The organism is Halococcus saccharolyticus DSM 5350, assembly GCF_000336915.1.
GTDB classification, from domain to species: domain Archaea; phylum Halobacteriota; class Halobacteria; order Halobacteriales; family Halococcaceae; genus Halococcus; species Halococcus saccharolyticus.
Genome location: NZ_AOMD01000033.1, coordinates 154,528 through 179,060 on the forward strand (window position 1 = coordinate 154,528; position 24,533 = coordinate 179,060).

Genomic DNA, 24,533 nt, shown 5'->3' on the forward strand with positions numbered 1-24,533 from the left:
CACGACGGGATTTGAACCACGGTTGTTCCACTCGCTTCGCTCGTTTCACTCCCTGATTCAAATCCCGCGTCCGTCGTTCGTCACGCCTCGCTGTCGCTCGGCGATGACTCACGGGCACGACGGGATTTGAACCCGCGACCGTTTGGTTAGAAGCCAAACGCTCTCTCCGGACTGAGCTACGTGCCCCGGTCGGGGATTCGCGCCGTCGGTGAAAAGTAGTCGGGTCTGGTGCGGAACGCTTACGCCTGTCTCCGGCCAACCGTCGACCGATGAGGGTCATCGGGATCGTCGGATTGCCCGGCAGTGGCAAGAGCGAGGCTGCGGCCGTCGCCCGCGAGACGGGGGTGCCCGTGGTGACGATGGGCGACGTCATCCGAGAGGCGTGCCGCGAGCGTGGACTCGACCCCGCGACACACCACGGCGAGATGGCGAGTGCGCTCCGCGAGGAGGGGGGACCGGAGGCGATCGCCGAGCGCTCGCTGCCGATGATCGAGGACGCACTCGACGACGCCGACACCGTGCTGGTCGACGGGATTCGATCGGCTGTCGAGGCGACGCGCTTCGAGGCCGCGTTCGGCGAGGCGTTCACGCTCGTCGCGATCGAGGTCCCCTTCGAGATTCGGGCCGAGCGCGTCGATTCGCGCGGCCGGGACACTCCTGCCACCGAGGGCGGTGAGAGTCTCGAAGCACGTGACGAGCGCGAACGCGGGTTCGGGATGGACCACGCGATCGCCGACGCCGATCTCACGATCACGAACACCGACTCGCTCGACGCGTTCCATGACCGGATTCAGGCGTTACTCGACGGCCGGACGGATGCGATCGGCGCGGAGCGGGGGACCGAGTCGTGATCTACCGGGTCGACGTTGCGATCACCGCGCCCGTACGCGACACCGAAGTCACCGATCGCGTCGCCGACGCGATCACGAACCTCTTTCCGGAGGCCGAACTCGAACGCGGACCGGGCGAGATCAGCGCCGAAACCCACTCGCTCGACCACTTCTCGGAACTCCTCCACCGCCAGGAGATCCTCGATACCGCTCGGGGCGAGTTCTTCGACGGCCGTCAGGGCGACGCCCTCTCCTTCGATCTGAAGAAACAGGCCGCGTTCGAGGGCGTGGTCAACTTCGCGGTCGGCGAGCCGAGCGAACTCGGCGAGATCCACGTCCGGGTGCGCGTCCACGAGCCGTCCGTCGAGGCGTACGTCGATCACGTCGCCCCGTCGACCGAGGACGGAACGCCGGTCACCGACGGTCCGTAGCACGGTCCGCGCTCGCCTCGTCGAACCCGCTAACGAAGATTGCTACCCACTCGCTCATGTCTCGCTTTCGACGTACTTCGACCGATTCGACCCATTTCACCCACTGGAATCCGCGCCGGCCGGGCGCGACGAGCCGGAGGGGGAAGCCGTGGCCGTGGCTGAGCCGTTCGCCATCGACGTGGGTCGCGAGCAGTGCGTCGCGGGCCTCCTCGATCGGCAGACTCCAGCGATAGCCCGTCACCGATCGGAACGAAATCCACTGCGCCTCGTCGGTCGGTTCGGCGCTATCGAGGAGATCGCCGATTCGGATACCCTGCCAGTCGTGCGTCGAGTACCAGCCGCTGGTGCAGTCGAGCACGGCGCGGCGTCCCGCGTCCGAATCGAGCGCTCCACCGTCGAACGCGAGTTCGCGCTCGACTCGGCCGCCGACCCGGAGCTGCCAGTCGTCGGGATCGATCGGATCGGGATCGTCAGCGACCCAGCTCGTGACCGGGAACGCGTTGCCCTCGCCGCTGCCGTCCTCGCGCGACCCAGTGAAGCGGTGGTCAGCGCCCGCGAGCCCGAACAGCCGGTTGGCTCCGCGCTGGAGTCGCCACGTCAGCGCACCGAATCCCACGACAGCGACGCCACTCAGTGCAGTCCGTCGCCCCGCGAAGTCGTCGGTGCTCGGGGCGCGGAACCGTCCGCGTAGGTGGATGAGCAAGAGAGGAACGACGAGCACGCCGAGCGCCATGTGGACGAACAGCCCCGTCCACGGACCGATCCCGAAACGGCCACCGAACGTCCAGTAGACTCCGGTAGCGAGCGCCGCGATGGCCACAGCTCCGAGGAGGATCGAGAACGGGGTGTATCGGTCCCACGCTGCCCGGCTGGTCACACGGTGGCGCACGCGTCGGAGTTTCCAGAACAGCAAGAGGACGAGCGAGAGGCCGCCGATCCCGTGGGTCACGAACACCCACGCGTCGCCGGTGCGTCCCGACACGAGCCCGAGGAGGCCGGTGGCGACCGCGAAGCAGACGGCTCCGAGAATCGACCAGTCGACCAGCCGCGGCGGGAGTTCGAGACGCGATCCCATCGTTCAGAGTACGGGCTCCAGGCGGTTGAGCCCTGCGCCCACTTGCGACGGACGCCCCTCTCAGCCGTACGACCGCTCGGCGACCGTCTTGCCTACCTCGTTCCGCACCGTTACGGTGTCGCCGTCGTTGTTCCAGACGGCCCCCGACGCACCCCAGTACAGTTCGTTTCGACTATCCGACCCGGAACCCGTATAGAGCGCGACCCGCTCGCCTGGTCCGAGCGCGAACCCCTGTGGGAACGTGTAGGTGTGATCGGCGGCGTCGCTCACGGTCCAACCGGCGAGAACGAGTCGGTCCTCGCCTCGATTCTCGAATACGATCCGTTCGCCGTTGGGGTTCGCGTTGTCGTTGCCCGGCGCGTCCGCGTCGATCTCGGCGATCACGAGTCCGCCTGGTTCCGACCGCTCCCCGGTCGTCGCTCCCGACTCGGTGCTATCGGTCGCACACGTCCAGAGACCGAGTTTCTTCCGCTGGGCGCGCGTCTCGGCCCGGTCGAACCGATCGCGACCCGCGAACGAGGTGTCGTACACCCGGGCGTACCCCTCGGCGACGAGTCGGTAGTTGACTCCGGTCCCGTCGTGGCGGACGAACGCCAGCAGCCGACCGTAGCGGTCGCGGCGGTCGCCGCCGACCACGAGGCGCACCTGCTCGTCCGCGAGCACTCGTTCGACGAACTCGCTCGCGTTCCGGCCAGCGTCCCGGAGACAGGTATTCCCCGCCTCGGTGTCGGGAACGCCCTCGAACTCCGGAGGATCGTTCGCGACGTGGACTTCCGGCGTGTCGACGCCGAGCAGCCGGACCGTGTCGATCGTCCCGTTCGAGTATCGGACTTCGATGGTGTCGCCGTCGACGACCCGGATGACGGTCGCCGCTCGTCCCGTCGCTCGGTCAACGGCTGTTCCGCCCGTGGCAGTCGCTGCCGGGGTCGTCGTGGCACCTGGCGTCTCGACCGGCGACGCCGTGGGTTCGGTCGTCCCCGGCGTCGTTCCCGCGCAGCCAGTGAGGACGACACAGGTGACGAGAACCCACGTGAGGCGGCGCATACTCACACGATCGCGTCATCCCTTCTAAACCCTCGGACGAGTTTCGGCGGTTCCGTCTCGGGTTCAGACCATGACCTGGACGACCCCGAATAACACGAGCACGCCGAGCACGTCACAGACGTTCGTCACGACCGGGATCACGAGATCGTCGGGATCGAGCTCGAACCGGTAGGCGGCGTAGGTCGCCACGACGGTGACGGCGACGGCGAGCACCGAGAGCACCGCACCGCTCGCGGTCGCGACCAGCACCACCGTCGGGAGCGTGAGGCCCGAGCCGGCGGTGAGTGCGGTGAGTCCCCACGCTCCCGCGCCGACGACCGGAAAGACGGTGAGCGCGAGCCCTACGGTCGCGACGGCGTTGCCGGCGAGGGTGTCGTCGGTCGGCGAAAAGGAGAGCGTGCCGAGATGGAACGCCGTCGAGAGCCGCGCGGCGAGAACGCTCCCCAGATTGCCTGCCGTGCCGATCGTGACCGGAACGAGCACGAGCAGCGCGGGGTAGCGAAGCAGGGTGGCCTCGAACGAGCCGAGCACGAACCCGCTGCCGAGTTCGACGAGCGTGAGCACGACGAGGACGGGCAACAGCGCCCGTGTGATCGCCCGGAACGTCCACTCGGTCGCCACTCATCCACCTCCGAGCGCGAGCACGATCCGCACTGCGAGCAACAGGTAGGCGATCCCGAACACGTCGCCGGTGGTCGTGACGAGCGGCCCGACCAGCGTGTCGGGGTTGTACCCCCGCCGGTAGCCAGCGAACACCGCGAGCACGACCACCGTCGAGAGCGTCACGCCCGAGAACAGCCCGGCGAGCACCGCGATCCCGACGAGCGTGGTAAGCGGCGCGGGTGACGCCGAAAGCGCCCACAGGACGACGTACGCCGCAGTCGCGGCGAACGCGCTCGCGAGCAATCCGTTCGCGATCGACGCCGCGACCGCCGACCGGAGCCGTGGGTCACCGCCGCGCACTCGGGGTTCGACGAGGCCTTGGTGAAGCGCGGTGGCGATCCGTGCGCCGAGCGAGCTGTAGACGTTGCCTCGCGTCGCGAGCAACGCGGGCACGAGCACGAGCAGTCCCGACACCGCTCGGAGTTCCTCGCGCATCCCGCCGAGGACTACGCCCGCGAGAAGCCCGCCGACGAGACTCGCCGACAGCGCCGGCAGCGCCTCGCGGTAGGCCTCGCGCGCGACCTCGGCAACGGTCATTGCGTGGATCGACCGCCGCCAACGGTAAAAAGGTCGCTCAGTGCCGTCGTGTTGAGCACCACTCGATCGGCCTCGGGAGCGACGGATCTCGGGTATCCGATTCGCAGTCGGGCAGCTGGCGGGGCTCGTCTCTCCGTTGCTCCACCATCATCCAGGTTCTCCGGATTGGAGCTCGCGGCCGTAAATAGCCACCAGACCGAGCGCGAGCGCCCACGTGACTGCCGCTTCGAACCAGTGTAGCGTGTTGGTGACGTGCTGGATCGGGTTCAGTAGCGTCGAGGCGTTGAGGCTGGCGTGAAATAGCACTACCAGCAAGACGCTACGCTCGGTGGCACGGTACAGCCACGTGAACACGACCGAAAGTGCTAGCGTGTTGATCGCGTACGGAACGAAGGGTGTGCCGTACTGACTCACTCCTGCCGTCATGAACAGTGGGAGATGCCAGAGCGCCCATACGGCACCGATCACGAGGCTCGCCATCACTGCGTCGAACCGTTCGAGCAGTCGCGGCAGGGCGAACCCGCGCCAACCGAGTTCCTCCTGTCCGCCACCCAGCACGGACAGAGAAATCACGTCGAGCGTGTAGATCAGTGGCAGCGCGTAGATCGGTCCCTGTCGAACGAGATCGGGCTGTTCGATCGGAGCTCCGAGAGCGACGGCGGCAACGCTCGTAGCTGTAATCAGGACGAACGGAATCCCCAGTGTAGCGAGATACCACTGAGGGTGGACGCGCCACCGGAGCACCGGACCGACCCACGCTCGCAGCGAGTCGCCAACGAGCCACGTGACGATCGCCGCCGCAACTGGTGGACCCAATACGCCGATAACGGTCATCCCGAGCACCAACGGCTCTCGATCGACGACACCGGCGGCTACGGGCACCCATCCGGCCCACGAGATAACCAGCGTCAGCGCGAAGAAGCTCGAGACGTCACGACTGGCAACGAACGCGCCGATCGGACCAAGCCGGTACGTTCGAGAGGCGACTGATCCGTTCATCGCTGCCGATCATCGCGTTCATATGCAATAAACACGTTCACGAGCGACGAACATATCACGTGGTGTCACCGGACGAAGTGAGAATCCGCTCAGCCGAACGGTCCGCCACCGCCGCCCATGCCACCCATTCCACCCATCCCGCCGCCGCCCTCGCCCTCCATCCGCTTCATCATCCGCTGCATGTCGGCGTCGCCCATCCCCTGGAACTGCTTTAGGGTGCGCTCCATCATCCGGTGCTGTTCTAAGAGTTCCTGCACGCGCTCTTCGGGCTGGCCGCTACCGCGCGCGATCCGGCGGGTCTGGCTCGCGCCGATCGAGCGGGGGTTTTCGAGTTCGTCCTCGGTCATCGAGTCCATTACGATGTCGAAGCTCCGCATCCGGTCCTGGGTGACGTCCATCGCGTCGTCGGGGAGCTGGTCCTTGATCCCGCCGCCCAATCCAGGGATCATGTCGAGCACCTGATCGAGGGGCCCCATCTTGTTCATCGCGTCCATCTGGTGGCGCATGTCCTTCAGGGTGAACTGCCCCTCCAGGATGTCCTCTGGGTCCCAGTCCTCCTCGTCGGTGTCGGTGTCGGCCATCGCGCGCTCGACGCGCTCGGCGAGCTGCTTGAGGTCGCCCATCCCCAGCAGCCGGGAGATGAACCCGTTGGGCTCGAAGCGCTCGACGTCCTGAACCGTCTCACCGGTCCCGAGGAACGCGATCGAGGAGTCGGTCTCGTTGACCGCCGTGAGCGCACCTCCACCCTTCGCGGTCCCATCGAGCTTGGTGATCGCGACGCCGTCGATCCCGATCGCCTCCTCGAAGCGCTGAGCCTGATCCTTCGCTCCCTGCCCCAACGCCGCGTCCATCACGAGCAGGCTCCGATCGGGTTCGACGACCGCGTCGATTTCCTGAATCTCGTCGATCAGTCCCTCCTCCAGGGCGTGGCGACCCGCGGTGTCGACGATGTGGATGTCGGCTTCCTCGGTCGCCGCGAGGCCGTCGCGGGCGATCTGGACGGGATCGTCGGCGTCGGGATCGCCGTAGAAGGTGACCTCCGCGCGTTCTGCCATCTCCTTCGCCTGATCGTACGCGCCTGGCCGGAAGGTGTCGGTCTGGATCACCGCCGGGCGCAGCCCCTTCTTTGAGAACCACCACGCCATCTTCGCCGCGGTCGTCGTCTTCCCCGACCCCTGGAGCCCGGCGAGCAGGATGGTCTGGGGTTCGAGCGGGAGGTCGGTCGATTCGCCGACGAGATCGACCATCTCCTCGTAGACGATCCGGAGGACGAAATCGCGAGCTGTGGTGCCGCCTGGCGGCTCCTCTTCGAGCGCGCGCTGCTCGATACTGTCCGAGAGCTCCATCACGAGGTCGATCTCGACGTCGGCCTGGATCAGCGAGCGCTGGATCTCCCGGACGACCTCCTCGACGTCCTCCTCGTCGAGTCTGGTCTTTCCCTGAAGTCGGTCGAGAGTTCCCCGGAGGGAACTCCCGAGGTCGTCGAGTACCATTTCCCATCTCTACGCCGTGTGGCTGGTAAAGGCTTGTCCGTCGAACTGTGTGGCTGAGGCTCATCCTGGCTTTGAGGCTGTGGCATCGAAACGGGTAGAAACGACGTGAAATGCTCACTCACCCGAGACAGATGAATACCGCAGGCCACACCCTCCCCAACCGATTCGCTCCGCTCGTTTCACTCGCTTCGCTCATCCCTCGCGCGAGTCGTGCGCTTCGCGTACTCCCGCGCGCCATCCGCTGTTACCCGATGATCCCCGTGAACCACAACACTGCGGCCGTCGCGCCCACCCCGAGCACGAACAGGAACCCGTTCGCGAGCGTGCTCGACGCGCGGGCGAACCCGAGCGAGAACCGACGGGTGGACAGCGGCCAGAACGGCGCGATCCCCATCGGCGTCAGCCAGTCGGCGACGAGATGTGCGACGACCGCCAGCGCGCCGAGTCCGAACCCGAACGAGCCAAGCAGCCGTGGCTCGAACCTGGGTAGCCCAGTTCCGAGGAACCATCCGGCCGCGCCGCACGCGAGTCCGACGAGCACCGCGAACCCGATGGTGTGGGTCGGGCCACGATGGGAAACGAACGGGAGCCGCAGATCGACATCCGGCAGCATGGCGAGCCAGATCATCACGGCGAACCCGGTGATGGCAAGCGCGACCCGCCCCGTCACGAGCATCGCGTAGCCCGCTGGCGCGTAGCAAAGCAGCCCGACCCCGATGTGGCCCTGGCGGTACACACCTGCTCCGCTCCCCGACTACTCCTCGCCGCCGAGCAGCCGGTCGACGAGCACGTCGGGATCGAACCGCTCGATGTCGTCGTAGCCCTGGCCAGTCCCCAAGAAGAGAATCGGTTTGCCGGTGACGTGGGCGATCGAGATCGCCGCCCCACCCTGGGAGTCGGCGTCGGCCTTCGCCAGAATTGCGCCGTCGATCGCCGCGGCGTCGTCGAACTCCTCGGCGCGATTGGTGGCGTCCTGGCCCGCGACCGCCTCGTCCACGAACAGTGTCATGTCGGGATCGACCACGCGATCGATCTTCGCGAGCTGGGCCATCAGGTCGTTCGAGGTGTGGAGTCGACCCGCCGTATCGCCGAGCACCACGTCGATGTCGTTCGCCTCGGCGTACTCGACCGCATCGTAGAGCACGGCGGCCGGATCGGAGCCCTGGTCGTGAGCGATCAGCTTCTTTCCCAGTCGATCGGCGTGCTCGCCCAACTGCTCGTTCGCGCCCGCCCGATAGGTGTCGCCGTTCGCGAGCACGGTCGAAAGCCCGCGCTCCTCGAAGTAGCGCGCGAGCTTCGCGATGGTCGTCGTCTTCCCGACACCGTTGATCCCCGTGAAGACGATCGTCACGGGCTTGTCGGCCTCCGCGATCCGTTCGTCGAAGTCGAACTGGCCGACGCTGATCACCTCCCGGAGGGCCTCGGCGAGCGCCTCTTCGACCACCGTGCCGGTGGTCTTGACTTGGGCGCGGGTCGCGCCGGTAAGCTCCTCGCGGAGCCGGTCGAGGATCGCCTCGGCGACGCTCATCTCGACGTCGCTTTCGAGCAGCGCCATCTCGAGATCGAACAGCGGGGCGTCGAGTTCGCCCGCCTCGATCAGCGACTGGCCGGTGGCGAACAGTTTCGCACGCGTCCCGAGACCGAGATTGCTTCCTTCCCCATCGTCGCTCTCCGCCTCGTCCGCTTCTCGATCGTCGTCCGTCCTTGACGTCGACCATCCTCTGCGCGCCGCGTCGGCAGCGGTCTCCGTGGACCGCTCCGCCGCCGGCTCCGTTGGCTCCGCCGGCTCGTCCGCCGTCGCTGATGCGGGTTCACCATCCGGGCCTTCCGTTTCGGGGGTCGCGTCGGCCTCGGCTCCTGCTGACGCCGCCGCCTCCCTCGTGGTCTCCGGCTCCGTCTCGGCTCCGGCCTCTGCCTCGACCCCACCGCCGGGAGCGTCGGGTTCGGCCTCGTCGCTCTCGATTTCACTCTCGGCTTCGGAGTCTGCGGCCTCACTGGCCGCCTCGTCGAGTTCCTCCTCGGCGTCGCGCTGGAAGGAGGAGAGCTTGTCCTTGAGTCCGTCGAACATCGTTCGGCCTTACTCGTCGTCGTCCGCGTCCTCGCCCATGCCGCCCATCTGGCCCTGGAGCTGCTGCATCTGCTGTTGTTGGAGCTGCTGGGCCTGCTGTTCCAGCTCGTCGCGCTCGCCCTCGACCTCGGTGATCTCCTCGCGGACCTCCTCGATCCGGTCGTCGAGCGCGTCGCGTTTGGTTTCGAGGGTGTCGATCGCGCCCTCCTTGTCGCGCTCGGCAGCGTAGCCACCGCCGAGGCTCACCACTGCCTCGTCGATATCCTGGATCTCGGCCCGGACGTACGCGTCGCCGCCGAGCGGGACCTGCACTGTCGAGCCGCTCTCGAGCGCGTCGAGCGCCTCCGTCGCCTCGTCGATCTCGCGCTGTTCCTCTTGAAACTCTTCGATCTCCTGTTCGAGCGCCTGCTCGTGGCGTTCGAGGTTCTCGATCTCCTCTGAAAGTTGTTCGAGCTGGCCGCCACCGCCGCCACCGAGGCTCATCGGCTGCCTCCCCGCACGGCAGCCGCTTTCGATCGATACGTTTCGGATGTTACGAACTCGTCCATATCCCGGTTGGGCGGGCGCGCCGGAAGTATGTTGTCTTACCCGCTCACTCGATGTACCCGAGCGCGTCCTCGATCCGCCCGAGTTCGGGGCCAGTCGTCTCGTCACCCGCGACGTACCCATGCGAATTGGCGAGCAGTCCCGATCCTACCACCGGCGCACCGTAGTTGATGGTCCCGATGTCCGCCGGTACGTCGAGCAGTTCTTCCAGATAGTCGAGCTCCTCGTCGGTGCTCTTCGGATGACAGAGCACGCCCTGATTGGTGGCGACCGCCGCCGTCCCGACGGTTCGAACGCCAGCGAGCACGCCCCGATCGGCCGGCACGCCGAGATGTTCCTCGACGACGGCGATCGCCTCGTCGGGGAGATCTGGGTGGAGATACGCGCCGTCATCGTTCGCGAGCACGACGTTGCCGGCGGCGTTGATCCGGCCCGGCAGCTCCGCGACCGATACATCGAGCGCCTCGTCGAGCCGGTCGCGCTCGACGTCGGTAAGTCGGCTGCTCGTCACCAACCCGTTGGAGTTGCCCGCGACGAGCGCACCTACGGTGCCGGAGCCGGCGATCGTCGTTCGTACTGTGGAGACGCCGAGCTCGTCGGTCAGTTCCGCGAGACGGTCGTCGTCGACGTCGGGCCGAACGAGCAAACAGTCGTCGGTGGCTCGGGCGAAGACGCCGACGTACGCCGAACCGGCGAAGGCCGCGCGGAGCACGCTACTCCGCGTGTTCGGCTTCGACCACGCGCTCGCCTTCCTCCTCGAACCGCGCCGCCCGCACGCGGAGCTTGCTCGGGGGGTTCGACCGCCCACGCGACCAGACCGCTTCGTTGATCGAAGGGTCGAGCCGCACCGCGTCGTGATCTGTTTTGAAATGCTGTGCGAGGTGGTCCCGGATGAGCGTCATCGCCCGGTCTGCACCCTCGTGGTTCGCGCCCGCCTTCACGTCTCTGAGGGGGACCGTCACGACCCGCTCCTCGAAGTCCTCGGCGCTCATTCGTCCGTGTCGCTCCGCCGCCAGTTACGCCGCTTCGGGTTGCGCATCACGTCGCGGTCGGTCTTCATGATGACCCACGCCGGTACCCGCGAGTTCTGGCGTTCGAGCTTCCCCAGCCGCTTCTTCTTGGCTTTCGAGTTCTTACCCATGATGGGTGTGTTCCGCCGGCGTGGCTTAAATCGTTGTCCTTCTGTCCGCAACGCACTCTCTCAGACAAGCGCCAGCGGAGCCATCACGACCACGCCGACGCCGAGCCCGGCGAGGAGTTCTCGACGGCCGCCACCGGGCAACCCCGCACCGACCTCGCGCGCCTCGGGAATGAACTCCGAGACGACGAGGTAGATCATCGCGCCCGCCGCGAACCCGAAGCCGAACGGGACGAACGCGCGCGCGACCCGGACGAACGCGAACGCCACCACCGCGCCGACGGGTTGGGGCAGGCTCGAGAACACCGACCACCAGACCAGGCGTTGCCGCGGCACGCCCATCTCCCGGAGCGGGATCGAAACCGCTACACCCTCGGGAACGTTATGGATCGAGATCGCGACGGTCATGAAGGCAGCGAGCACCGGCACCGTGAACCCCAGCAGTTCTATTCCACCGCCGAAATTCAGGTCGGCAAAGGAGACCCCCACGGCGACCCCTTCGGGAAAGCTGTGGACCGTGAGCACGCCGAGGATCAAGAGGAGTTTTCGATAATCGGCCTCGGCGTACTGCTTCGGATGCACTTCCCAGCCCTCGATGACGTGGTGGCTGACGATCACGAGCGCGACGCCGGCGAGGAGTCCGGGAACGATCCCCCAGACTGTGCCCTCGGCGAGCCCCTCGAACACTAGGCCGAACACCGACGCTGCCACCATGATCCCCGAGGCCAGCCCCCAGAGAACGACGCTCGTCCGATCGCTCACGTCGTCGACGAGGAAGAAGGGCAGCGCCCCGAGGCCGGTCGCGAGCGCGGTGAGCAACCCCGCAACGAACACCAACGCGAGGTTCGCCAGCGCGACCATACTGTCGAACGACGATCCAGCGACTTAGGACTTATCAAAACACGTATATTTTCGGCCTGCCTAAACCGATGTGTCGCGGTTCAGAGCGCGAAGCGCTCGACGGTCGTGTACTCCGGTCCGTCGTCGGCGAGCACGCTCTCGGTCAGTCGGACCTCCCCGATATCGAGCGTCCCGACTGTGGGATCGTCCTCACGGAGCGCGCGCTGGACTCGATCCTTGCCGCCGGCGTGATCCATTCGCGCGATCGTCGCGTGCGGCGTGAACTCGTGATCGGCGGGATCGAACCCCGTCTCGACGGTCCAATCCTCGATCGCCTCGTGGAGTCTGGCAAGCTCGTCGCCACCCTCGCGGACGCCGATCCAGAGCACGCGGATGTACTCCTCGCTCGGGAACGCACCGAATCCACCGAACGCGGCCTCGAACGGCTCGACACCCGCTTCGTCGACTGCCTCGGCCAGATTCTCCCGGAGGTCCGATACTCGATCCGCCTCGACCTCGCCGAGGAACTTCAGCGTCACGTGGACGTTGCCGGGGTCAGTGAGTCGCACCCCACTCGCGTCGGCGATCGTTTCCTGAACGGCCGCGATCTCTTCGGCGAGCCCGTCGAGGTCGACGCTCACGAACAGTCGCATACCCAGCGTACGCGGTCGTAGCCCTTAATCGCGGTCGTCGTCTATGGACCCCCATGACCGACGACGAGCCCGAACGCTCCCCCGACAGCGAACCGAGCCGCGACGCCGACAGCGAACCGAGCCGCGACGCCGACGACCGCGACCCCCGCCCCGCATCCGACGAGCCGGTCCCAGACCCTGCCGACGACGCCGCGGGAGACCACCAGTTCTCCGAGGGACAGGGCTTTTCGGAGCCCGAGGGATTCGATCTCGACCCGCCCGAACTCTCGGTCGACCCGAGCGAGGTCGACCCCGTCGACTCGCGCGCGGTGGCCGACCTGCTCGACGAGCGCCAGCTCGGTGCCGGCGACGTGGATAGCGAGGAGCTCGTCGACGTCGGGCTGAACTACCTCCGGATCAATCGGTACGAGCAGGCGACTGAAACGCTGGAACGCGCGGCCAGATTCGCCGACGACGAACCGATCGAACAGGAGGCGTGGGTCAACAAGGGTGCGGCCCACGCCGAACTCGAAGAGTACGACGAGGCGATCGGGGCGTACCAGGAAGCCCTCCGGATCGACGACCGGAGCGAACACGCCGCGAGCGCCGAGACCAACCTCGCCTCCGCGCTCTGGGAGGCCGGCCGGACCGAACAGGCCTTGGAACACGCCGAACGCGCGGTCGAGATCGACGCGCGCTTCCCGCAAGCGTGGTTCAATCGCGGGTTCTTCCTGCTCGAACGCGGGCTCGCGAGCGAGGCGCTCGACGCGTTCGACAACGCGATCCGGCTCGGCTTCCGGAACGCCGAGGTCATCGAAGAGAAAGCCCGCGCCCTGGAGGAGGTCGGCAAGGACGAGCGTGCGGAGGAACTCGCCGCGGAGGCCCGCGAACTCCGCGAGGAGGCGGAGGAGGAGCTCGTCCGTGATCGTCAACGAGCGTGAGACGCCCGAGGGCCGTCTGGTCTCGGTCTGCGATCCGGAGGTACTCGGCGAGACCTTCGCAAACGGCGAGATCGACTTCGAAGTGAACGAGGAGTTCTACGACGGCCAGCCCGCCGACGAGGAGGAGGTAGTGGCGAGTCTCGCGGGTGCGAGGGTGGCGAACATCGTCGGCAACGACGCCGTGGCACTCGCGGTCGAGCACGGGTTCGTCGACGAGGAGAGCGTGCTCGACCTCGGCGAGACCCGCCACGCCCAACTGCTGCGCTTGGAGTGAATCGCGTCGACTACTCGTCGACGAGCCCGCCGAACTCCTCGATCGGGACGCCCTCCATCGAATCCATGTCGAGGCCGTGGCGCTCGGCGGCCAGCGAGACCTCGAACACCGACTCGCGGTCGGGGGCCTCGAACACCACGAGGAAATCGTATCGCCCGAGCAGCGCGTAGGTCTCCTGGAGTTCGGCCTCGACCTCCTCCAGCTCGATGTTGATGTCGCCCCAGAGCGAGGCGAGTTCTTGGAGGTCCTGAAACTCACCGTCGACGACTTCGACGAGCGCAACCCAGGTCTGCATGGCCGGCGTTCCGCTCGCGGCAACTAAAACCGTTCCGGCCGAGCATATCACTAGACGGCTCGTCGGATGGTTTCGGCCGTCCGTGCTGCACAAAAGCCGGGGCTTGCAGATGCCGACGGGGAGCTTTACCCGTTCGCGTCCGGTGTAGTTCCATGAGCTACTCCACAACTGCTGGTTGGTCGCTGTTCACCTCCGGTATCGTCACGCTGCTGTTGGTCTGGGTCCCCGGCGATTCGCTGTACTGGGGTATCGCGCTGCTCGTGCTTGGTCTACTGGTGATGTCGCGCCGCGTCGTCTGAGCGCCACGAACGCGCGACTGACCGAAGGAATGTTCCCCCTCCGGACCGTACGCAGCGTCAATGAGCAGTCAGACCGCCGAACCGCTCGATGTCGAACGGATTCGGGGCGAGTTCCCGATCCTCGAACGCGAGGTGGGTGACGGCCAGCGCCTCGCGTATCTCGACAACGCCGCTACGAGCCAGACGCCCGATCGCGTGATCGACGCGATGAGCGATTACTACCGGGGCACCAACGCGAACGTCCACCGGGGCATCCACCACCTGAGCCAGGAGGCCTCGATCGCGTATGAAGAAGCCCACGACCGCCTCGCCGAGTTCGTCGGAGCCTCGGGCGGCCGCGAGGAGATGATCTTCACGAAGAACACCACCGAGGGACTCAATCTCGTTGCGTACGCGTGGGGCCTGAACGAGCTCGGCGAGGGCGACGAAGTAGTCCTGACCGAGATGGAACACCACTCCTCGCTGGTGACGTGGCAGCAGATCGCCAAGCGGACCGGCGCGGACGTGCGCTACATCGGGATCGACGACGCGGGTCGCCTCGACATGGACCACGCCCGCGAGGTGATCGGTCCCGACACCGAGATGGTCTCGGTAACCCACGTCTCGAACACCCTTGGCACGATCAACCCGATCGCCGACCTCGCCGACCTCGCCCACGACCACGACAGCTACATTTTCGCCGACGGTGCCCAGGCTGTGCCGCACCAGTCCGTCGACGTCGAGGCGCTCGACGTGGATTTCTACGCCTTCTCGGGCCATAAGATGTGCGGCCCGACGGGGATCGGCGGGCTCTACGGCAAGAAAGCGATCCTCGAAGCGATGGAGCCGTTCATGTACGGCGGCGGGATGGTCCGGAAGGTCGAGTTCGAGAAGACCACGTGGGCCGACCTGCCGTGGAAGTACGAGGCGGGCACGCCGCTGATCGCCGAGGGGATCGCGCTCGCCGAGGCCGCCGATTATCTCGACGAGATCGGTCTCGATCGGATCGATCGCCACGAGCGCGAGCTCGCCGATTACGCGGTGGAGCGGTTGAACGAGTTCGACGACATCGAGATCTACGGCCCGCCGGCCGGCGAGCGTGCGGGCCTCGTTTCGTTCAATCTCGACGGCGTCCACGCCCACGACCTCGCGAGCATCATGAACGATCACGGCGTCGCGATCCGGCCCGGCGACCACTGCACCCAGCCGCTTCACGACGTGCTCGGCACGGCGGCCTCCGCCCGTGCCTCGTTCTATCTCTACAACACGAAAAGCGAGGTCGACACCCTTGTCGAGGCCATCGACGACGCCAGGCAGCTGTTCGCGTAGGCTGCTACGGCTCACTCGATCGATTACCGTCCGCACTCGATCCGAACGAGTATCGAACGCGGTCTCGGGAACGACCTGTCCGGGGTCGGGAGTCGCGAACGGCCGGGAATCGAATGGCGGGTACAACCGTCCCGTTCCGAGATGTTGGGAACGACCGGGACGCCTATACCGGCTCCGGGAAAAACGGTAGCAACGACGGACATGACTCTCGCTGCTCTCCGAACGGCCGACACGGTCGACGCTACCTGACATGAGCGATCGACACGTCGGTTCGAGCCGCCTGCCACTCATCCCGTCGCATACCGATCCGACCGACTCGGCCACCGACCTGGCCCGCTGGTCGACCGACGAGCCGGACGGTCCCGATCTCGAAACGGTGTTGCGATCGCTCGACGACGACAACTGTCGGGCGATCCTTCGACTGCTGGATCGCCCGAAATCCGCGAGCGAGCTCTGCGAGGCGTGTGATCTCTCCAGCTCGACGGTGTACCGAAAGCTCGAACTGCTCCGCGACGCCGCGCTCGTCCGGGAGTACACAGACGTTCGGTCCGACGGGCCGAACGTCACGCGCTACGAGCGCGATTTCACCGATGTCTCGATCACCATCACCGACGACGGGTTCACGGTGTCGGTCGCCCGGCCGGAGCGAGACGCGGAGGATCGCCTGGCATCGTTCTGGTCGGCGATGAAAGAGGAATCGTGATGGAACCGCTCGTCGCTCTGGTCGTCGTCGTCAAACTCGTCGCGCTCGTCCTCGGTGGCGTGGTCTCCGTGCTGGCGTACCGGGCCTACAGACGGACACGGATCGCCGGCCTCCAGTACTTCTCGGTGGGACTGCTCGTCATCACCCTCGGCACGGTTCTGGTCGGTGTCTTCCACCACTTCCTCGGCGTCCCGACTACGATGGGAATGCTCCTCGAAAGCGTGATCGTCTGTGCCGGGTTCGGTGTCATGATCGTCGGACTGTATGAAGGGTGACTCAGAAACGAAGTCCAGTTTCCCACGTTCTGGGAACTCCCCATTGGTCTTTATCGGTCTCCCTCGGAGGGCGTTGCATGACCGACGCTTTGCCCTCCGTTAGCCGCTCCGCATCCGGCGCGACCACAGTCGGTGGTACCGGGAACCGATGAAATCGGGACTGTCGTCTCGATACGCGGACGTTCTCGCCTCGCGAAGCAAGCTGGTGATCGCGCTCTTGCTCGTCCTTACCGCCGTCGTCGGTGCGGGCGCGATCGTCGGCACGACCGGCCAGGGATCGATCGGCCAGGCCGCGATCGACTCACCCGAACAGGCCGCACTCGACCGGATCGACGCGACTTACGACACGGACGAGGCGGTGGTCGCACAGGTCGTCGTCAGGGACGAAGGTGGCGACGTCCTCACCCGCGACTCACTGCTCGAAAGTCTGCGACTCCAGCAGGAACTCCGCACGAACGCGTCGATCAACGCGACGCTCCAGAACGGAACCGGTGTGGTCGGCATCGAGAACGCCGTCGCGACCGCCGCATTCGCCCAGAACGCCAGCGAGCGCACCAACGCACCGAACACCAACGCGTCGGGTGCCAACGAATCGAGCGCCGACGCGTCGAATGCCAGCGCTGGCGCGGATTCGGGCGCGAGCAACGCCACCACCGCAGCGGCGGCGGGCGGGACCGGCCAGCCGCGGGCTCCGACGCTCGACCAGCAGATCGCGGCGCTCGAATCGCGCTCCGACGAGCAGGTTGAGGCGCTGCTCGGTCGGCTTCTCGACTCGAACGCGACCGCTCCGGGCGGCGATCCAACCCAGTTCCTGCCCTCGGACTACGAGCCGGGGACGACGCAGGCCGACGCGCGGAGCACGCTCGTCTTCCAGCAGAACCCGGAGACATCGGGAACGACCGAGGGAGCGGTCTACGACGCCCAGGTGGCGATCGAGTCGCGGGTCGAGGCGCGCTTTGCCGACGCGTTCGTCTTCGGGCCGGGTATCATCGACGCGGAGACCTCCCAGGCCATCGGCGACACGTTCACGATCATCACGCCCGTCGCGCTCGTGCTCCTGTTGACCGTTCTCACGATCGCCTACCGTGACGTGGTGGATGTCCTCGTGAGCCTCTTCGGGGTCGCCGTCGTGCTGGTCTGGTACGCCGGCATTCAGGGCTGGCTCGGCATCGCGATGAACTCGATCCTGATCGCCGTTCCCTTCCTGCTCATCGGCCTGAGCATCGACTACTCGCTGCACGTCATCATGCGCTACCGCGAGGCGCGCGAGGGGGTGCTCGACACCGATGACGGGAGTGCAGCGCGGCGAGATCCCATCACAGCGATGCGTCTCGGGATCGGCGGCGTCGTGCTCGCGCTGGCTACCGCAGCGTTCTCGACGGCTGTCGGTTTCCTCTCGAACTACGTCAGCCCGCTTGGCTCGATTCAGGACTTCGCCGTCCTGAGCGGTGTCGGCATCGTCGCCATCTTCCTCGTCTTCGCGGCGCTCGTGCCGGCGGTCAAACTCGAACTCGAACGCTTCTTCGATCGGCGCGGCCGCGACCGCGAGAAGAGCGCCTTCGGCGTCGGCTCGGGGCTGGTCAACCGTGCTCTCGCTGGGAGCGCCACGCTCGCACGGCGTGCCCCCGTCGTCGTCATCGCCGTCGCGCTGGTGCTCGCCGCCGGTGGCGCGTACGGTGGGACGACCATCGACACGGAGTTCAATCAGGCCGATTTCCTCCCTCAGGATGCCCCGGAATGGATGGACTCGCTCCCGGATCCCTTCGCGCCCGGCGACTACGAGGTGAGTCAAAATCTCAATTACCTGAGCGAGAACTTCCAGCAGCGCGGGCAGGGATCGACGGGACAGGTGCTGATACGCGGGGACGTGACGGCACCGGCGCTCCTCACCGCGGCCGAGAACGTGACCCGGACGACCGAGGGCGGCACGATCGTCGTCGATCCCGACGGACGGGCCGCCATCGAAAGCCCAGCGTCCGTGCTTCGAACCGTTGCCGCCGAGAACGAGACGGTCGCCGGCGCGATCGAGACGCGCGATACGGACGGCGACGGACTCCCCGACAGGAACGTCGCGGCGGTCTACGACCGACTGTTCGACGCCGCCCCCGATCGGGCGTCGTCAGTGCTGTATCGTGCGGAGAACGGTTCGTATGCGTCCGCTCGTCTCACCGTTGGTGTCCAGGGGAACGCCTCCTCCCAGTCGGTCGCGGGCGACGTTCGCGACGTTGCCGCGTCGATCGAGGCGAACGCGCCGGTGCGGGCCATCGCGACGGGCGGGCCGGTCATCACCGGCGTCGTTCAGACCGCGCTCCTCGAAACGCTCATCGAGGGGTTCGCCATCACGCTCGGCGTCATTCTCGCGCTCCTCGTCGGACTGTACTGGTGGCGACACCGTGCGCCGGGGTTGGGCGTCGTGACGCTCGCTCCCGTCGTCGTCGCGCTCGCGTGGCTGCTCGGCACGATGGCGGCGCTCGGCCTGCCCTTCAACAGCGAGACCGCCGTCGTCACGAGCCTCGCGATCGGTCTCGGGGTGGACTACAGCATCCATCTCGGCGAGCGCTTCGTCGACGAACGGAGCCGTCACGACTCGCTCGCGGACGCGCTGTCGGCGGCGCTCACGGGAACAGGTGGGGCGCTGCTCGGGAGTGCGGTGACGACCGCCGCTGGGTTCGGTGTGCTCGCGCTGGCGCTGTCGCCACCGCTCCGACGGTTCGGCATCGTGACCGGGCTGAGCATCGTCTACGCGTTCGTGGCGTGCGTGACGGTGCTTCCCGCGCTGCTCGTGCTCCGGGAGCGGTTGGTCGCACGCCTGGCGTAGATCGCGCGACACTGCCCGGATGGATTCCCCCGTCTGACGCGGCCGTTCGACCCCGCCCGGAATCCTTTTGCGTCGCACGCGCGTACCTCGATTCACTATGAGCATGGGTTCGGATATGTATCGCCAGCAGATCCTCGATCACTACAAGAACCCGCGCAACTACGGCGACCTCGACGATCCCACCTTCAGTCACGTCGGCGAGAACCCGATGTGTGGCGACGAAATCAAGGTCGACGTCAACCTCGCCGACGACGGCGAAACCATCGAGTACGCCGCCTTCTCGGGTGAGGGCTGTGCGATCAGTCAGGCAAGCGCGAGCATGCTGACCGACGAGCTTCAGGGGATGACGCTCGACGAACTCGACGAGCTCGACCGCGACGACGTGATCGATCTCCTCGGGGTGGACATCAGCCCGATGCGGGTGAAATGCGCGGTGCTCGTCGAGATGGTGGCCCAGGACGGTGCGGCGATCTATCAGGGCGAAAAGACCTCGATCGAGAAGACCACGACCGAATAGCGGTTTTTGCTGTGGCTGTGGTGCGGCGGCGGTGCCTGGCGTCCTGCGTTCGCGGAGCGAACGCAGGGCTCAGGCGAGCACTGCTCGCCTGGTGGATGAAGGGCGAGCGGCGCGAACGAACGGAGTGAGTGAGCACGCGAGGGCTTCGGCGGTGCTGTGCGGTGGCGGAAGTGCTAGGAGTCGTACCGTGAGCGACCGCAGGGAGCGAGCGGGCCGACGACCGACCAACGGGAGGGAGGAGGCTTTTGGTCCAGATTTTGCCAGCGAACGAGCGAAGCGAGTGAGCGCAGCAAAAGGTGGGTGTCTACTCGGGCTTCAACCCCTCCTCCTCGACGCGCATCACGGCCTCGCCGTCGGCGAGGTTTGGAGCGTCGACGAGCCGGACGATCCGTTTGGTGCCCTTCGACTTCCGGAGGTACATCCGGAACGTCGACTTGTGGCCGAGGATGTTCCCGCCGATGGGCTGTGTCGGGTCGCCGAAATAGGAATCGGGGTTCGAGGCGACCTGGTTCGTCACGACGGTGGCGGCGTTGTAGAGGTTGCCGACCTTGTCGATGTCGTGGAGATGTTTGTTGAGCTTCTGCTGGCGGGAGGCGAGCTCGCCCCGACCGACGTACTCCGCGCGGAAGTGGGCGGTGAGCGAGTCGATACAGACCAGCCGGACGGGCCACTCCGAGTCTTCGTGTTCGCTCGCGATGTCTTGGGCCTTCTGCGCGAGGAGGATCTGGTGGTTGGAGTTGAACGCCTTCGCGACGTGGATGTTGTCGAGTACGGACTCGATCAGTTGATCCATCGCGTCCTCGCTTTCGGGACCGCCCTCGATCTCGCGAGCCTCCAGCGCGGCGGCGATCGCCTCGTCGGGGAGCCCACGGACCATCTGGGCGATGCGCTCGGGACGGAACGTGTCCTCGCTGTCGATGAAGATCGCGCTACCCTCGAGGCCGCCGTACTCCTTGGGGAGCTGGACGTTGACCGAGAGTTGGTGGGTGACCTGGGACTTGCCCGCGCCGAACTCGCCGTACACTTCGGTGATCGACTGGGTTTCGACCCCGCCGCCGAGAAGGTCGTCGACCTCGTCGACCTGCCAGCTGAGCTTGCCGATCTCGTTGCGGCGTTCGAGGACGTTGGCACCGGTCTCGAACCCGCCGATGTCGGCGGCGTCGCGTGCGGCGTTGATGATGTCTGCTGCCGTGCTCTCGCCGATGTCGGCGGTGTTCGAGAGTTCGCCCGGGCTCGCGACCGCGATGCCCTGATACGAGTCGAAGCCGGATTCGGTGAGCTTGTCCGCGGTTGCCGGCCCGACGCCGGGCAGGCTCTCGAGATCCTCGGTTGTCGCCATACCTCCGGGTTGTGCGGCTCCCCTGATAAAGCCTCGTTAACAGCTCAGTGTAAGTGAAACCTGTCGGCATCGAGGTGTTGTCTTCTCCTGTTCGTCCGATTTGCGTTGCATCAACTTGGGGCGGCTACTCCCACGGATGTCGCCCACTGTCGGGCCAGAGCGGATACCAGTAATCTTTGTCCGACTCGATGTCGAGTTCACCGTCGAGCACCGATTCGAGCTTGAACTCCACGGTCGAGTCGCGCTCGCTGCTCGACCGCGGTGCGAAGGGGTAGTACGCGCCGCGCCGGAAGGAGTAGACCCAGTAGATCGGGCCGTCCTCGTCCTCGAAGCCGAACAGCGCGGCGAGCAGTCGTGAGCCGTACCCGCGCTCGATCAGCGTGTCGGCGGCGAAGTGAACGCTCGTCACCAGGTCCTCGAAGTCCCGATCCGCGAGGACGACCCACTCGTACCCATGAGAGTCGTCGACGAAGCGGGCCTCAGTGCCGGTCTCGACTTCGCCTGCTTCGAGGATCGCCTCGACTTCCTCCACGGCGTCCGCGAAGTCCGTACTGTCGACGCCCGAAAAGCAGAGTGCGGCCACTCCCGCGGGATCGTAGCCGAGATCGGCCTCCATCGTGAGGTAGGCGGTGCTCATCCCGAAGAGGTCCTCGGGGTCGGCGTCGCGGGTCGCGTCCGCCTCCGCGCTCATCCCGAGCGCCGACCGGAGTCCGTCGAAGATGCCCATATCGGGGGTTACGGCGCTGGGAATAAAAACCCGAACCGATCCGGCTCGAACGTCTCCACTATCTCTCGCGGAAGCTCGCGTAGCGAACGGGTTGTGCGGTCACAGTGTGGTTGCAGTGCGGTTGGCGCACGGCTGCGCGCCGCCTGTCGGCGCGCAACTCTCGTGCGAGGGATGACTGAGGGAGCGAACGGAGTGAACGACTGAAAGAGTCGGTTGGGGAGGCGTGTGGCTTGCGGTTCTCATTTGAGTCGGCATCAGTGCGGTCTCGACAGCGGCAGACCGTCGACCACGACTCCTTCGAAAGCCCCCGGCGGCTCGGCTTCCGGGCCTCGCTGTGCTCCGCGCCTCGATCACTCCGTTCGCTCACGAAGACGCCGAGCCGCCGGCCCCTTTCAGTCCCGGAAGACGCGGCGCGTCTTCCGACCCTCACGGTGGCGAAGCCGCCGCTCAGTCCCACCCGTAGCGGTTGCTCGAGGGTCGTCGATCGGTGTAACTCGCAAAAATTCAGTACGCGATCAGGCCGTTTCGAGTTCGCTCTGCATGTCTTTCAGCCGTTCGACGCGCTGTTCGGTCGAAGGGTGTGTCGAGAGCAGCTTTCCGATCGCGCCGCTCTTGATCGGGATGATGAAGAACGCGTTCATGTCGGCCTGGTCGCGGAGATCCCGATCCGGGACGCGATCCATCTGGCCGTCGATCTTCACGAGCGCTGACGCGAGCGCCGATGGCCGGCCGGTGATGATCGCTCCACCCCTATCGGCGGCGTACTCCCGGTAGCGCGAGAGCACACGCACGAGCAGGAACGAGACGATCCCGACCACGAGCGAGACGAGGATCGCGACGATGACCGGTGCGCCACCGCCCTCGCGGTCGCCGCTGAACAGCCAGCCCCACCGCACGATCATGAACGCGAGCGTCGAGAGGAACGTGGCGATCGTCATCACCATCACGTCGCGGTTCTTGACGTGGGTGAGTTCGTGCGCCATCACGCCCTCTAACTCCTCTTGGTTCAGTGTGTCCATGATCCCCTGCGTGACGCAGACGGTCGCGCTCGACTGCGAGCGGCCGGTCGCGAAGGCGTTCGGCGTCCGGCTGTCGGCGACCGCCACCGTGGGCTTCGGGAGGTCGGCCTGCTGGGCGAGCCGCCCGACCATCGCGTGGAGCTCGGGATACTCCTCCTCACTGACCTCGTGTGCGCCCATGCTGTAGAGCGCGATCTTGTCGCTGAAGAAGAACTGTCCGACCATGAACAACCCCATCACGAGAACCATCACGCCGAGGTTCGTATACACCGACAGCACGCCGATGAAGACGACGTAGAGCGCGAGCAGCAGGAGCATCGTCAGGCCCATCCTCGCCTGAAGGCCCCAGTCGGTCTTCCATTCCATATGGGCCTTACTAAGCGTTCAGGTCATAAATCTTCGTCGCTCCGTGCCACGGATTCCCGAGTCCCGCCATACCGACTCCGCGTTCGCCACCGGACGAGTCACGCCGCTTAACCCGCTGAGGGACGTTCCTCGTTCAATGAGCGAGTCGCGGCAGTTCTGTCCTCGGTGTGGCGACCCCGTCGAGTCGACGGTCGCCGCGGCCGACGGACGCGCACCGATCTGTGAGGACTGCTTCTTCGAGGACTTCGATCTCGTCGACGCGCCCGATCGGATCGAGGTTCTCGTGTGTGCGACCTGTGGAGCGGTCCGACGCGGCAAGCGCTGGGTCGACGTCGAGGCGCGCGATTACACCGACGTCGCGATCGACGAGGTGGCCGAGGCGCTGACGATCCACGTCGACGCCGAGGCGTTCGAGTGGCGGGTCGAGCCCGAACAGGTCGACGAGACCACCGTCAGGATGCACTGTCTCCTCTCGGCGAGCGTCCACGACCGCCCGATACAGACCGAACTCACGATCCCTGTCAAAATCTCGCGGGGCACCTGCACCCGGTGTGGTCGGATCGCGGGCGATTACTACGCGAGCACGGTCCAGGTTCGCGCCCGCGGACGCACCCCGACCGACCACGAGGTCGAGCAATCGATCGCCATCATCACCGAGTACGTCGACGAGCGTGAGGCCGACGGCGACCGCGACGCGTTCGTGACCGAACTCGACGAGACTGCCGATGGTGTCGACGCCAAACTCTCGACCACCCAGATCGGCCGGGCGGTCGCCGAGCGGATCGTTCGCCAGCTTGGCGGCACCGTCGACGAATCCGCGACGCTCGTGACCGAGGACGAGGACGGCGACGAGGTGTACCGCGTGACCTACGCCGTCCACCTTCCGGAGTTCACGCCGGGTGACGTCATCGATCCCGACGACGACGATCCGCTGCTCGTCCGGAGCGTCCAGGGGAACTTGAAGGGGGTCCACATCACGACCGGCGAACCCTACGAGGCGGCCTTCGAGGACGGCGAGGCACCCGACGCCCGCCGGCTCGGGGACCACGGGGACGCCGACGAAACCACGCTGGTCGCGATCGAGGACGATCACGCCGTCCAGGTGCTCGATCCCGAGACCTACGCGGCAAAGACGATCCCACGGCCCGACTACCTCGATTCCGACGCCGACAGGGTACGAGTACTCAAGAGCCGCGCCGGTCTCCACGTCCTGCCGGACATCGACGCCAGCGAAACCGACTAATTCCCGGGTTCACAACGACCGATATGACTCGCCAGCAGTGGTTCGCGCTGCTCCTCGTGGTGTTGATGATCTCTTCGACGTTCGTGTCCGTGATCGGGACCTTCCTCTGAGCG

At 66.3% G+C, this 24,533-nt stretch carries 29 protein-coding genes and 1 tRNA gene; 11 read left to right on the plus strand and 19 right to left on the minus strand.

Going from position 1 to position 24,533, the window contains the following annotated elements:
- Positions 1-111: 111 nt before the first annotated feature.
- Positions 112-186 (minus strand) — tRNA-Arg (locus C449_RS16455).
- 83 nt (positions 187-269) lie between these two features.
- On the opposite strand from C449_RS16455, the gene C449_RS16460 reads away from it, so the two are divergent.
- Together C449_RS16460 and C449_RS16465 are read left to right on the plus strand one after the other, a co-directional pair.
- Complete coding sequence (locus C449_RS16460) at positions 270-851, plus strand: AAA family ATPase (protein ID WP_006079179.1); 582 nt, start codon at positions 270-272, stop codon at positions 849-851.
- Complete coding sequence (locus C449_RS16465) at positions 848-1,261, plus strand: RNA-binding domain-containing protein (protein ID WP_006079180.1); 414 nt, start codon at positions 848-850, stop codon at positions 1,259-1,261. The genes C449_RS16460 and C449_RS16465 overlap by 4 nt, the downstream gene beginning before the upstream one ends.
- On the opposite strand, the gene C449_RS16470 is transcribed toward C449_RS16465, so the two are convergent.
- From C449_RS16470 to thpR, 14 genes are all read right to left on the minus strand, one after another.
- Positions 1,245-2,336, minus strand: coding sequence for a molybdopterin-dependent oxidoreductase (locus tag C449_RS16470; RefSeq protein WP_006079181.1), 1,092 nt, complete (start codon positions 2,334-2,336; stop codon positions 1,245-1,247). The two genes, C449_RS16465 and C449_RS16470, sit on opposite strands and share 17 nt — an antisense overlap.
- Positions 2,337-2,396: 60 nt before the next feature.
- Positions 2,397-3,380, minus strand: a complete 984-nt coding sequence (locus C449_RS16475; RefSeq protein ID WP_006079182.1) for a lamin tail domain-containing protein — start codon at positions 3,378-3,380, stop codon at positions 2,397-2,399.
- 63 nt (positions 3,381-3,443) lie between these two features.
- Positions 3,444-4,001, minus strand: coding sequence for a magnesium transporter (locus tag C449_RS16480; RefSeq protein WP_006079183.1), 558 nt, complete (start codon positions 3,999-4,001; stop codon positions 3,444-3,446).
- Positions 4,002-4,580, minus strand: a complete 579-nt coding sequence (locus C449_RS16485; protein WP_006079184.1) for a magnesium transporter — start codon at positions 4,578-4,580, stop codon at positions 4,002-4,004.
- A 147-nt stretch (positions 4,581-4,727) separates the two neighbouring features.
- Complete coding sequence (locus tag C449_RS16490) at positions 4,728-5,579, minus strand: type II CAAX endopeptidase family protein (protein ID WP_006079185.1); 852 nt, start codon at positions 5,577-5,579, stop codon at positions 4,728-4,730.
- A gap of 89 nt (positions 5,580-5,668) precedes the next feature.
- Positions 5,669-7,072: a signal recognition particle protein Srp54 gene (locus C449_RS16495; RefSeq protein WP_006079186.1), complete on the minus strand. Its 1,404-nt coding sequence runs from the start codon at positions 7,070-7,072 to the stop codon at positions 5,669-5,671.
- A gap of 244 nt (positions 7,073-7,316) precedes the next feature.
- Positions 7,317-7,808 (minus strand): metal-dependent hydrolase, encoded by a 492-nt coding sequence (locus tag C449_RS16500; protein ID WP_006079187.1) that lies wholly within the window; start codon positions 7,806-7,808, stop codon positions 7,317-7,319.
- A gap of 18 nt (positions 7,809-7,826) precedes the next feature.
- On the minus strand, positions 7,827-9,140 hold the full coding sequence (gene ftsY / locus C449_RS16505) for a signal recognition particle-docking protein FtsY (protein ID WP_006079188.1): 1,314 nt from the start codon (positions 9,138-9,140) through the stop codon (positions 7,827-7,829).
- A 9-nt stretch (positions 9,141-9,149) separates the two neighbouring features.
- Positions 9,150-9,623, minus strand: a complete 474-nt coding sequence (gene pfdA / locus C449_RS16510; RefSeq protein ID WP_006079189.1) for a prefoldin subunit alpha — start codon at positions 9,621-9,623, stop codon at positions 9,150-9,152.
- 109 nt (positions 9,624-9,732) lie between these two features.
- The gene (locus C449_RS16515; protein WP_006079190.1) at positions 9,733-10,398 is read right to left on the minus strand and encodes a translation initiation factor IF-6; all 666 of its coding nucleotides are present in this window, start codon (positions 10,396-10,398) and stop codon (positions 9,733-9,735) included.
- A gap of 1 nt (position 10,399) precedes the next feature.
- The gene (locus C449_RS16520; protein WP_006079191.1) at positions 10,400-10,678 is read right to left on the minus strand and encodes a 50S ribosomal protein L31e; all 279 of its coding nucleotides are present in this window, start codon (positions 10,676-10,678) and stop codon (positions 10,400-10,402) included.
- Positions 10,675-10,827, minus strand: coding sequence for a 50S ribosomal protein L39e (locus C449_RS16525; protein ID WP_006079192.1), 153 nt, complete (start codon positions 10,825-10,827; stop codon positions 10,675-10,677). Before C449_RS16525 ends, C449_RS16520 begins: the two co-directional genes overlap by 4 nt.
- A gap of 60 nt (positions 10,828-10,887) precedes the next feature.
- Complete coding sequence (locus C449_RS16530; RefSeq protein WP_006079193.1) at positions 10,888-11,685, minus strand: ZIP family metal transporter; 798 nt, start codon at positions 11,683-11,685, stop codon at positions 10,888-10,890.
- An 80-nt stretch (positions 11,686-11,765) separates the two neighbouring features.
- On the minus strand, positions 11,766-12,317 hold the full coding sequence (gene thpR / locus C449_RS16535; protein ID WP_006079194.1) for an RNA 2',3'-cyclic phosphodiesterase: 552 nt from the start codon (positions 12,315-12,317) through the stop codon (positions 11,766-11,768).
- A gap of 53 nt (positions 12,318-12,370) precedes the next feature.
- Here thpR and C449_RS16540 point away from each other — a divergent pair, with 53 nt between their 5' ends.
- The gene (locus C449_RS16540) at positions 12,371-13,237 is read left to right on the plus strand and encodes a tetratricopeptide repeat protein (protein ID WP_006079195.1); all 867 of its coding nucleotides are present in this window, start codon (positions 12,371-12,373) and stop codon (positions 13,235-13,237) included.
- Positions 13,218-13,511, plus strand: coding sequence for a DUF424 domain-containing protein (locus tag C449_RS16545; RefSeq protein WP_006079196.1), 294 nt, complete (start codon positions 13,218-13,220; stop codon positions 13,509-13,511). Before C449_RS16540 ends, C449_RS16545 begins: the two co-directional genes overlap by 20 nt.
- 10 nt (positions 13,512-13,521) lie before the next feature.
- Here C449_RS16545 and C449_RS16550 read toward each other — a convergent pair whose 3' ends face one another.
- Positions 13,522-13,806: a GYD domain-containing protein gene (locus tag C449_RS16550; protein ID WP_006079197.1), complete on the minus strand. Its 285-nt coding sequence runs from the start codon at positions 13,804-13,806 to the stop codon at positions 13,522-13,524.
- Positions 13,807-13,958: 152 nt separating this feature from the next.
- On the opposite strand from C449_RS16550, the gene C449_RS18430 reads away from it, so the two are divergent.
- The 6 genes from C449_RS18430 (at position 13,959) to C449_RS16575 (ending at position 19,726) form a co-directional block, all read left to right on the plus strand.
- A complete protein-coding gene (locus C449_RS18430) occupies positions 13,959-14,105 on the plus strand; it encodes a hypothetical protein (RefSeq protein ID WP_006079198.1) in 147 nt (48 codons plus the stop codon).
- A 60-nt stretch (positions 14,106-14,165) separates the two neighbouring features.
- The gene (locus C449_RS16555; protein WP_006079199.1) at positions 14,166-15,413 is read left to right on the plus strand and encodes an aminotransferase class V-fold PLP-dependent enzyme; all 1,248 of its coding nucleotides are present in this window, start codon (positions 14,166-14,168) and stop codon (positions 15,411-15,413) included.
- Positions 15,414-15,663: 250 nt separating this feature from the next.
- Positions 15,664-16,116, plus strand: a complete 453-nt coding sequence (locus C449_RS16560) for a winged helix-turn-helix domain-containing protein (RefSeq protein ID WP_006079200.1) — start codon at positions 15,664-15,666, stop codon at positions 16,114-16,116.
- A complete protein-coding gene (locus C449_RS16565) occupies positions 16,116-16,391 on the plus strand; it encodes a DUF7521 family protein (RefSeq protein WP_006079201.1) in 276 nt (91 codons plus the stop codon). The genes C449_RS16560 and C449_RS16565 overlap by 1 nt, the downstream gene beginning before the upstream one ends.
- Positions 16,392-16,539: 148 nt before the next feature.
- The gene (locus tag C449_RS16570; RefSeq protein ID WP_006079202.1) at positions 16,540-19,209 is read left to right on the plus strand and encodes an efflux RND transporter permease subunit; all 2,670 of its coding nucleotides are present in this window, start codon (positions 16,540-16,542) and stop codon (positions 19,207-19,209) included.
- A gap of 97 nt (positions 19,210-19,306) precedes the next feature.
- On the plus strand, positions 19,307-19,726 hold the full coding sequence (locus C449_RS16575; protein ID WP_006079203.1) for an iron-sulfur cluster assembly scaffold protein: 420 nt from the start codon (positions 19,307-19,309) through the stop codon (positions 19,724-19,726).
- Positions 19,727-20,030: 304 nt separating this feature from the next.
- On the opposite strand, the gene radA is transcribed toward C449_RS16575, so the two are convergent.
- The 3 genes from radA to htpX all read right to left on the minus strand — a co-directional run bounded on the left by radA (position 20,031) and on the right by htpX (position 23,177).
- Entirely contained in the window at positions 20,031-21,065 is a 1,035-nt protein-coding gene (gene radA / locus C449_RS16580; RefSeq protein ID WP_006079204.1) for a DNA repair and recombination protein RadA, read from the minus strand.
- Positions 21,066-21,189: 124 nt separating this feature from the next.
- The gene (pspAB, locus tag C449_RS16585; RefSeq protein ID WP_006079205.1) at positions 21,190-21,792 is read right to left on the minus strand and encodes a PspA-associated protein PspAB; all 603 of its coding nucleotides are present in this window, start codon (positions 21,790-21,792) and stop codon (positions 21,190-21,192) included.
- Between the two features lie 515 nt (positions 21,793-22,307).
- Complete coding sequence (htpX, locus tag C449_RS16590; RefSeq protein WP_006079206.1) at positions 22,308-23,177, minus strand: zinc metalloprotease HtpX; 870 nt, start codon at positions 23,175-23,177, stop codon at positions 22,308-22,310.
- A 136-nt stretch (positions 23,178-23,313) separates the two neighbouring features.
- Here htpX and C449_RS16595 point away from each other — a divergent pair, with 136 nt between their 5' ends.
- Positions 23,314-24,420 carry a 60S ribosomal export protein NMD3 gene (locus C449_RS16595; protein ID WP_006079207.1) on the plus strand — a complete coding sequence of 369 codons (1,107 nt, stop codon included), beginning with the start codon at positions 23,314-23,316 and terminating at the stop codon, positions 24,418-24,420.
- Positions 24,421-24,533: the final 113 nt, after the last annotated feature.

Coding starts and splice junctions, on each gene's coding strand:
- C449_RS16460 (WP_006079179.1), top strand. CDS start 270: ATGAGGGTCATCGGGATCGTCGGATTGCCCGGCAGTGGCAAGAGCGAG.
- C449_RS16470 (WP_006079181.1), bottom strand. CDS start 2,336: ATGGGATCGCGTCTCGAACTCCCGCCGCGGCTGGTCGACTGGTCGATT.
- C449_RS16475 (WP_006079182.1), bottom strand. CDS start 3,380: ATGCGCCGCCTCACGTGGGTTCTCGTCACCTGTGTCGTCCTCACTGGC.
- C449_RS16485 (WP_006079184.1), bottom strand. CDS start 4,580: ATGACCGTTGCCGAGGTCGCGCGCGAGGCCTACCGCGAGGCGCTGCCG.
- C449_RS16490 (WP_006079185.1), bottom strand. CDS start 5,579: ATGAACGGATCAGTCGCCTCTCGAACGTACCGGCTTGGTCCGATCGGC.
- C449_RS16495 (WP_006079186.1), bottom strand. CDS start 7,072: ATGGTACTCGACGACCTCGGGAGTTCCCTCCGGGGAACTCTCGACCGA.
- ftsY (WP_006079188.1), bottom strand. CDS start 9,140: ATGTTCGACGGACTCAAGGACAAGCTCTCCTCCTTCCAGCGCGACGCC.
- pfdA (WP_006079189.1), bottom strand. CDS start 9,623: ATGAGCCTCGGTGGCGGCGGTGGCGGCCAGCTCGAACAACTTTCAGAG.
- C449_RS16520 (WP_006079191.1), bottom strand. CDS start 10,678: ATGAGCGCCGAGGACTTCGAGGAGCGGGTCGTGACGGTCCCCCTCAGA.
- C449_RS16525 (WP_006079192.1), bottom strand. CDS start 10,827: ATGGGTAAGAACTCGAAAGCCAAGAAGAAGCGGCTGGGGAAGCTCGAA.
- C449_RS16530 (WP_006079193.1), bottom strand. CDS start 11,685: ATGGTCGCGCTGGCGAACCTCGCGTTGGTGTTCGTTGCGGGGTTGCTC.
- thpR (WP_006079194.1), bottom strand. CDS start 12,317: ATGCGACTGTTCGTGAGCGTCGACCTCGACGGGCTCGCCGAAGAGATC.
- C449_RS16540 (WP_006079195.1), top strand. CDS start 12,371: ATGACCGACGACGAGCCCGAACGCTCCCCCGACAGCGAACCGAGCCGC.
- C449_RS16550 (WP_006079197.1), bottom strand. CDS start 13,806: ATGCAGACCTGGGTTGCGCTCGTCGAAGTCGTCGACGGTGAGTTTCAG.
- C449_RS18430 (WP_006079198.1), top strand. CDS start 13,959: ATGAGCTACTCCACAACTGCTGGTTGGTCGCTGTTCACCTCCGGTATC.
- C449_RS16555 (WP_006079199.1), top strand. CDS start 14,166: ATGAGCAGTCAGACCGCCGAACCGCTCGATGTCGAACGGATTCGGGGC.
- C449_RS16560 (WP_006079200.1), top strand. CDS start 15,664: ATGAGCGATCGACACGTCGGTTCGAGCCGCCTGCCACTCATCCCGTCG.
- C449_RS16565 (WP_006079201.1), top strand. CDS start 16,116: ATGGAACCGCTCGTCGCTCTGGTCGTCGTCGTCAAACTCGTCGCGCTC.
- C449_RS16570 (WP_006079202.1), top strand. CDS start 16,540: ATGAAATCGGGACTGTCGTCTCGATACGCGGACGTTCTCGCCTCGCGA.
- C449_RS16575 (WP_006079203.1), top strand. CDS start 19,307: ATGAGCATGGGTTCGGATATGTATCGCCAGCAGATCCTCGATCACTAC.
- radA (WP_006079204.1), bottom strand. CDS start 21,065: ATGGCGACAACCGAGGATCTCGAGAGCCTGCCCGGCGTCGGGCCGGCA.
- pspAB (WP_006079205.1), bottom strand. CDS start 21,792: ATGGGCATCTTCGACGGACTCCGGTCGGCGCTCGGGATGAGCGCGGAG.
- htpX (WP_006079206.1), bottom strand. CDS start 23,177: ATGGAATGGAAGACCGACTGGGGCCTTCAGGCGAGGATGGGCCTGACG.
- C449_RS16595 (WP_006079207.1), top strand. CDS start 23,314: ATGAGCGAGTCGCGGCAGTTCTGTCCTCGGTGTGGCGACCCCGTCGAG.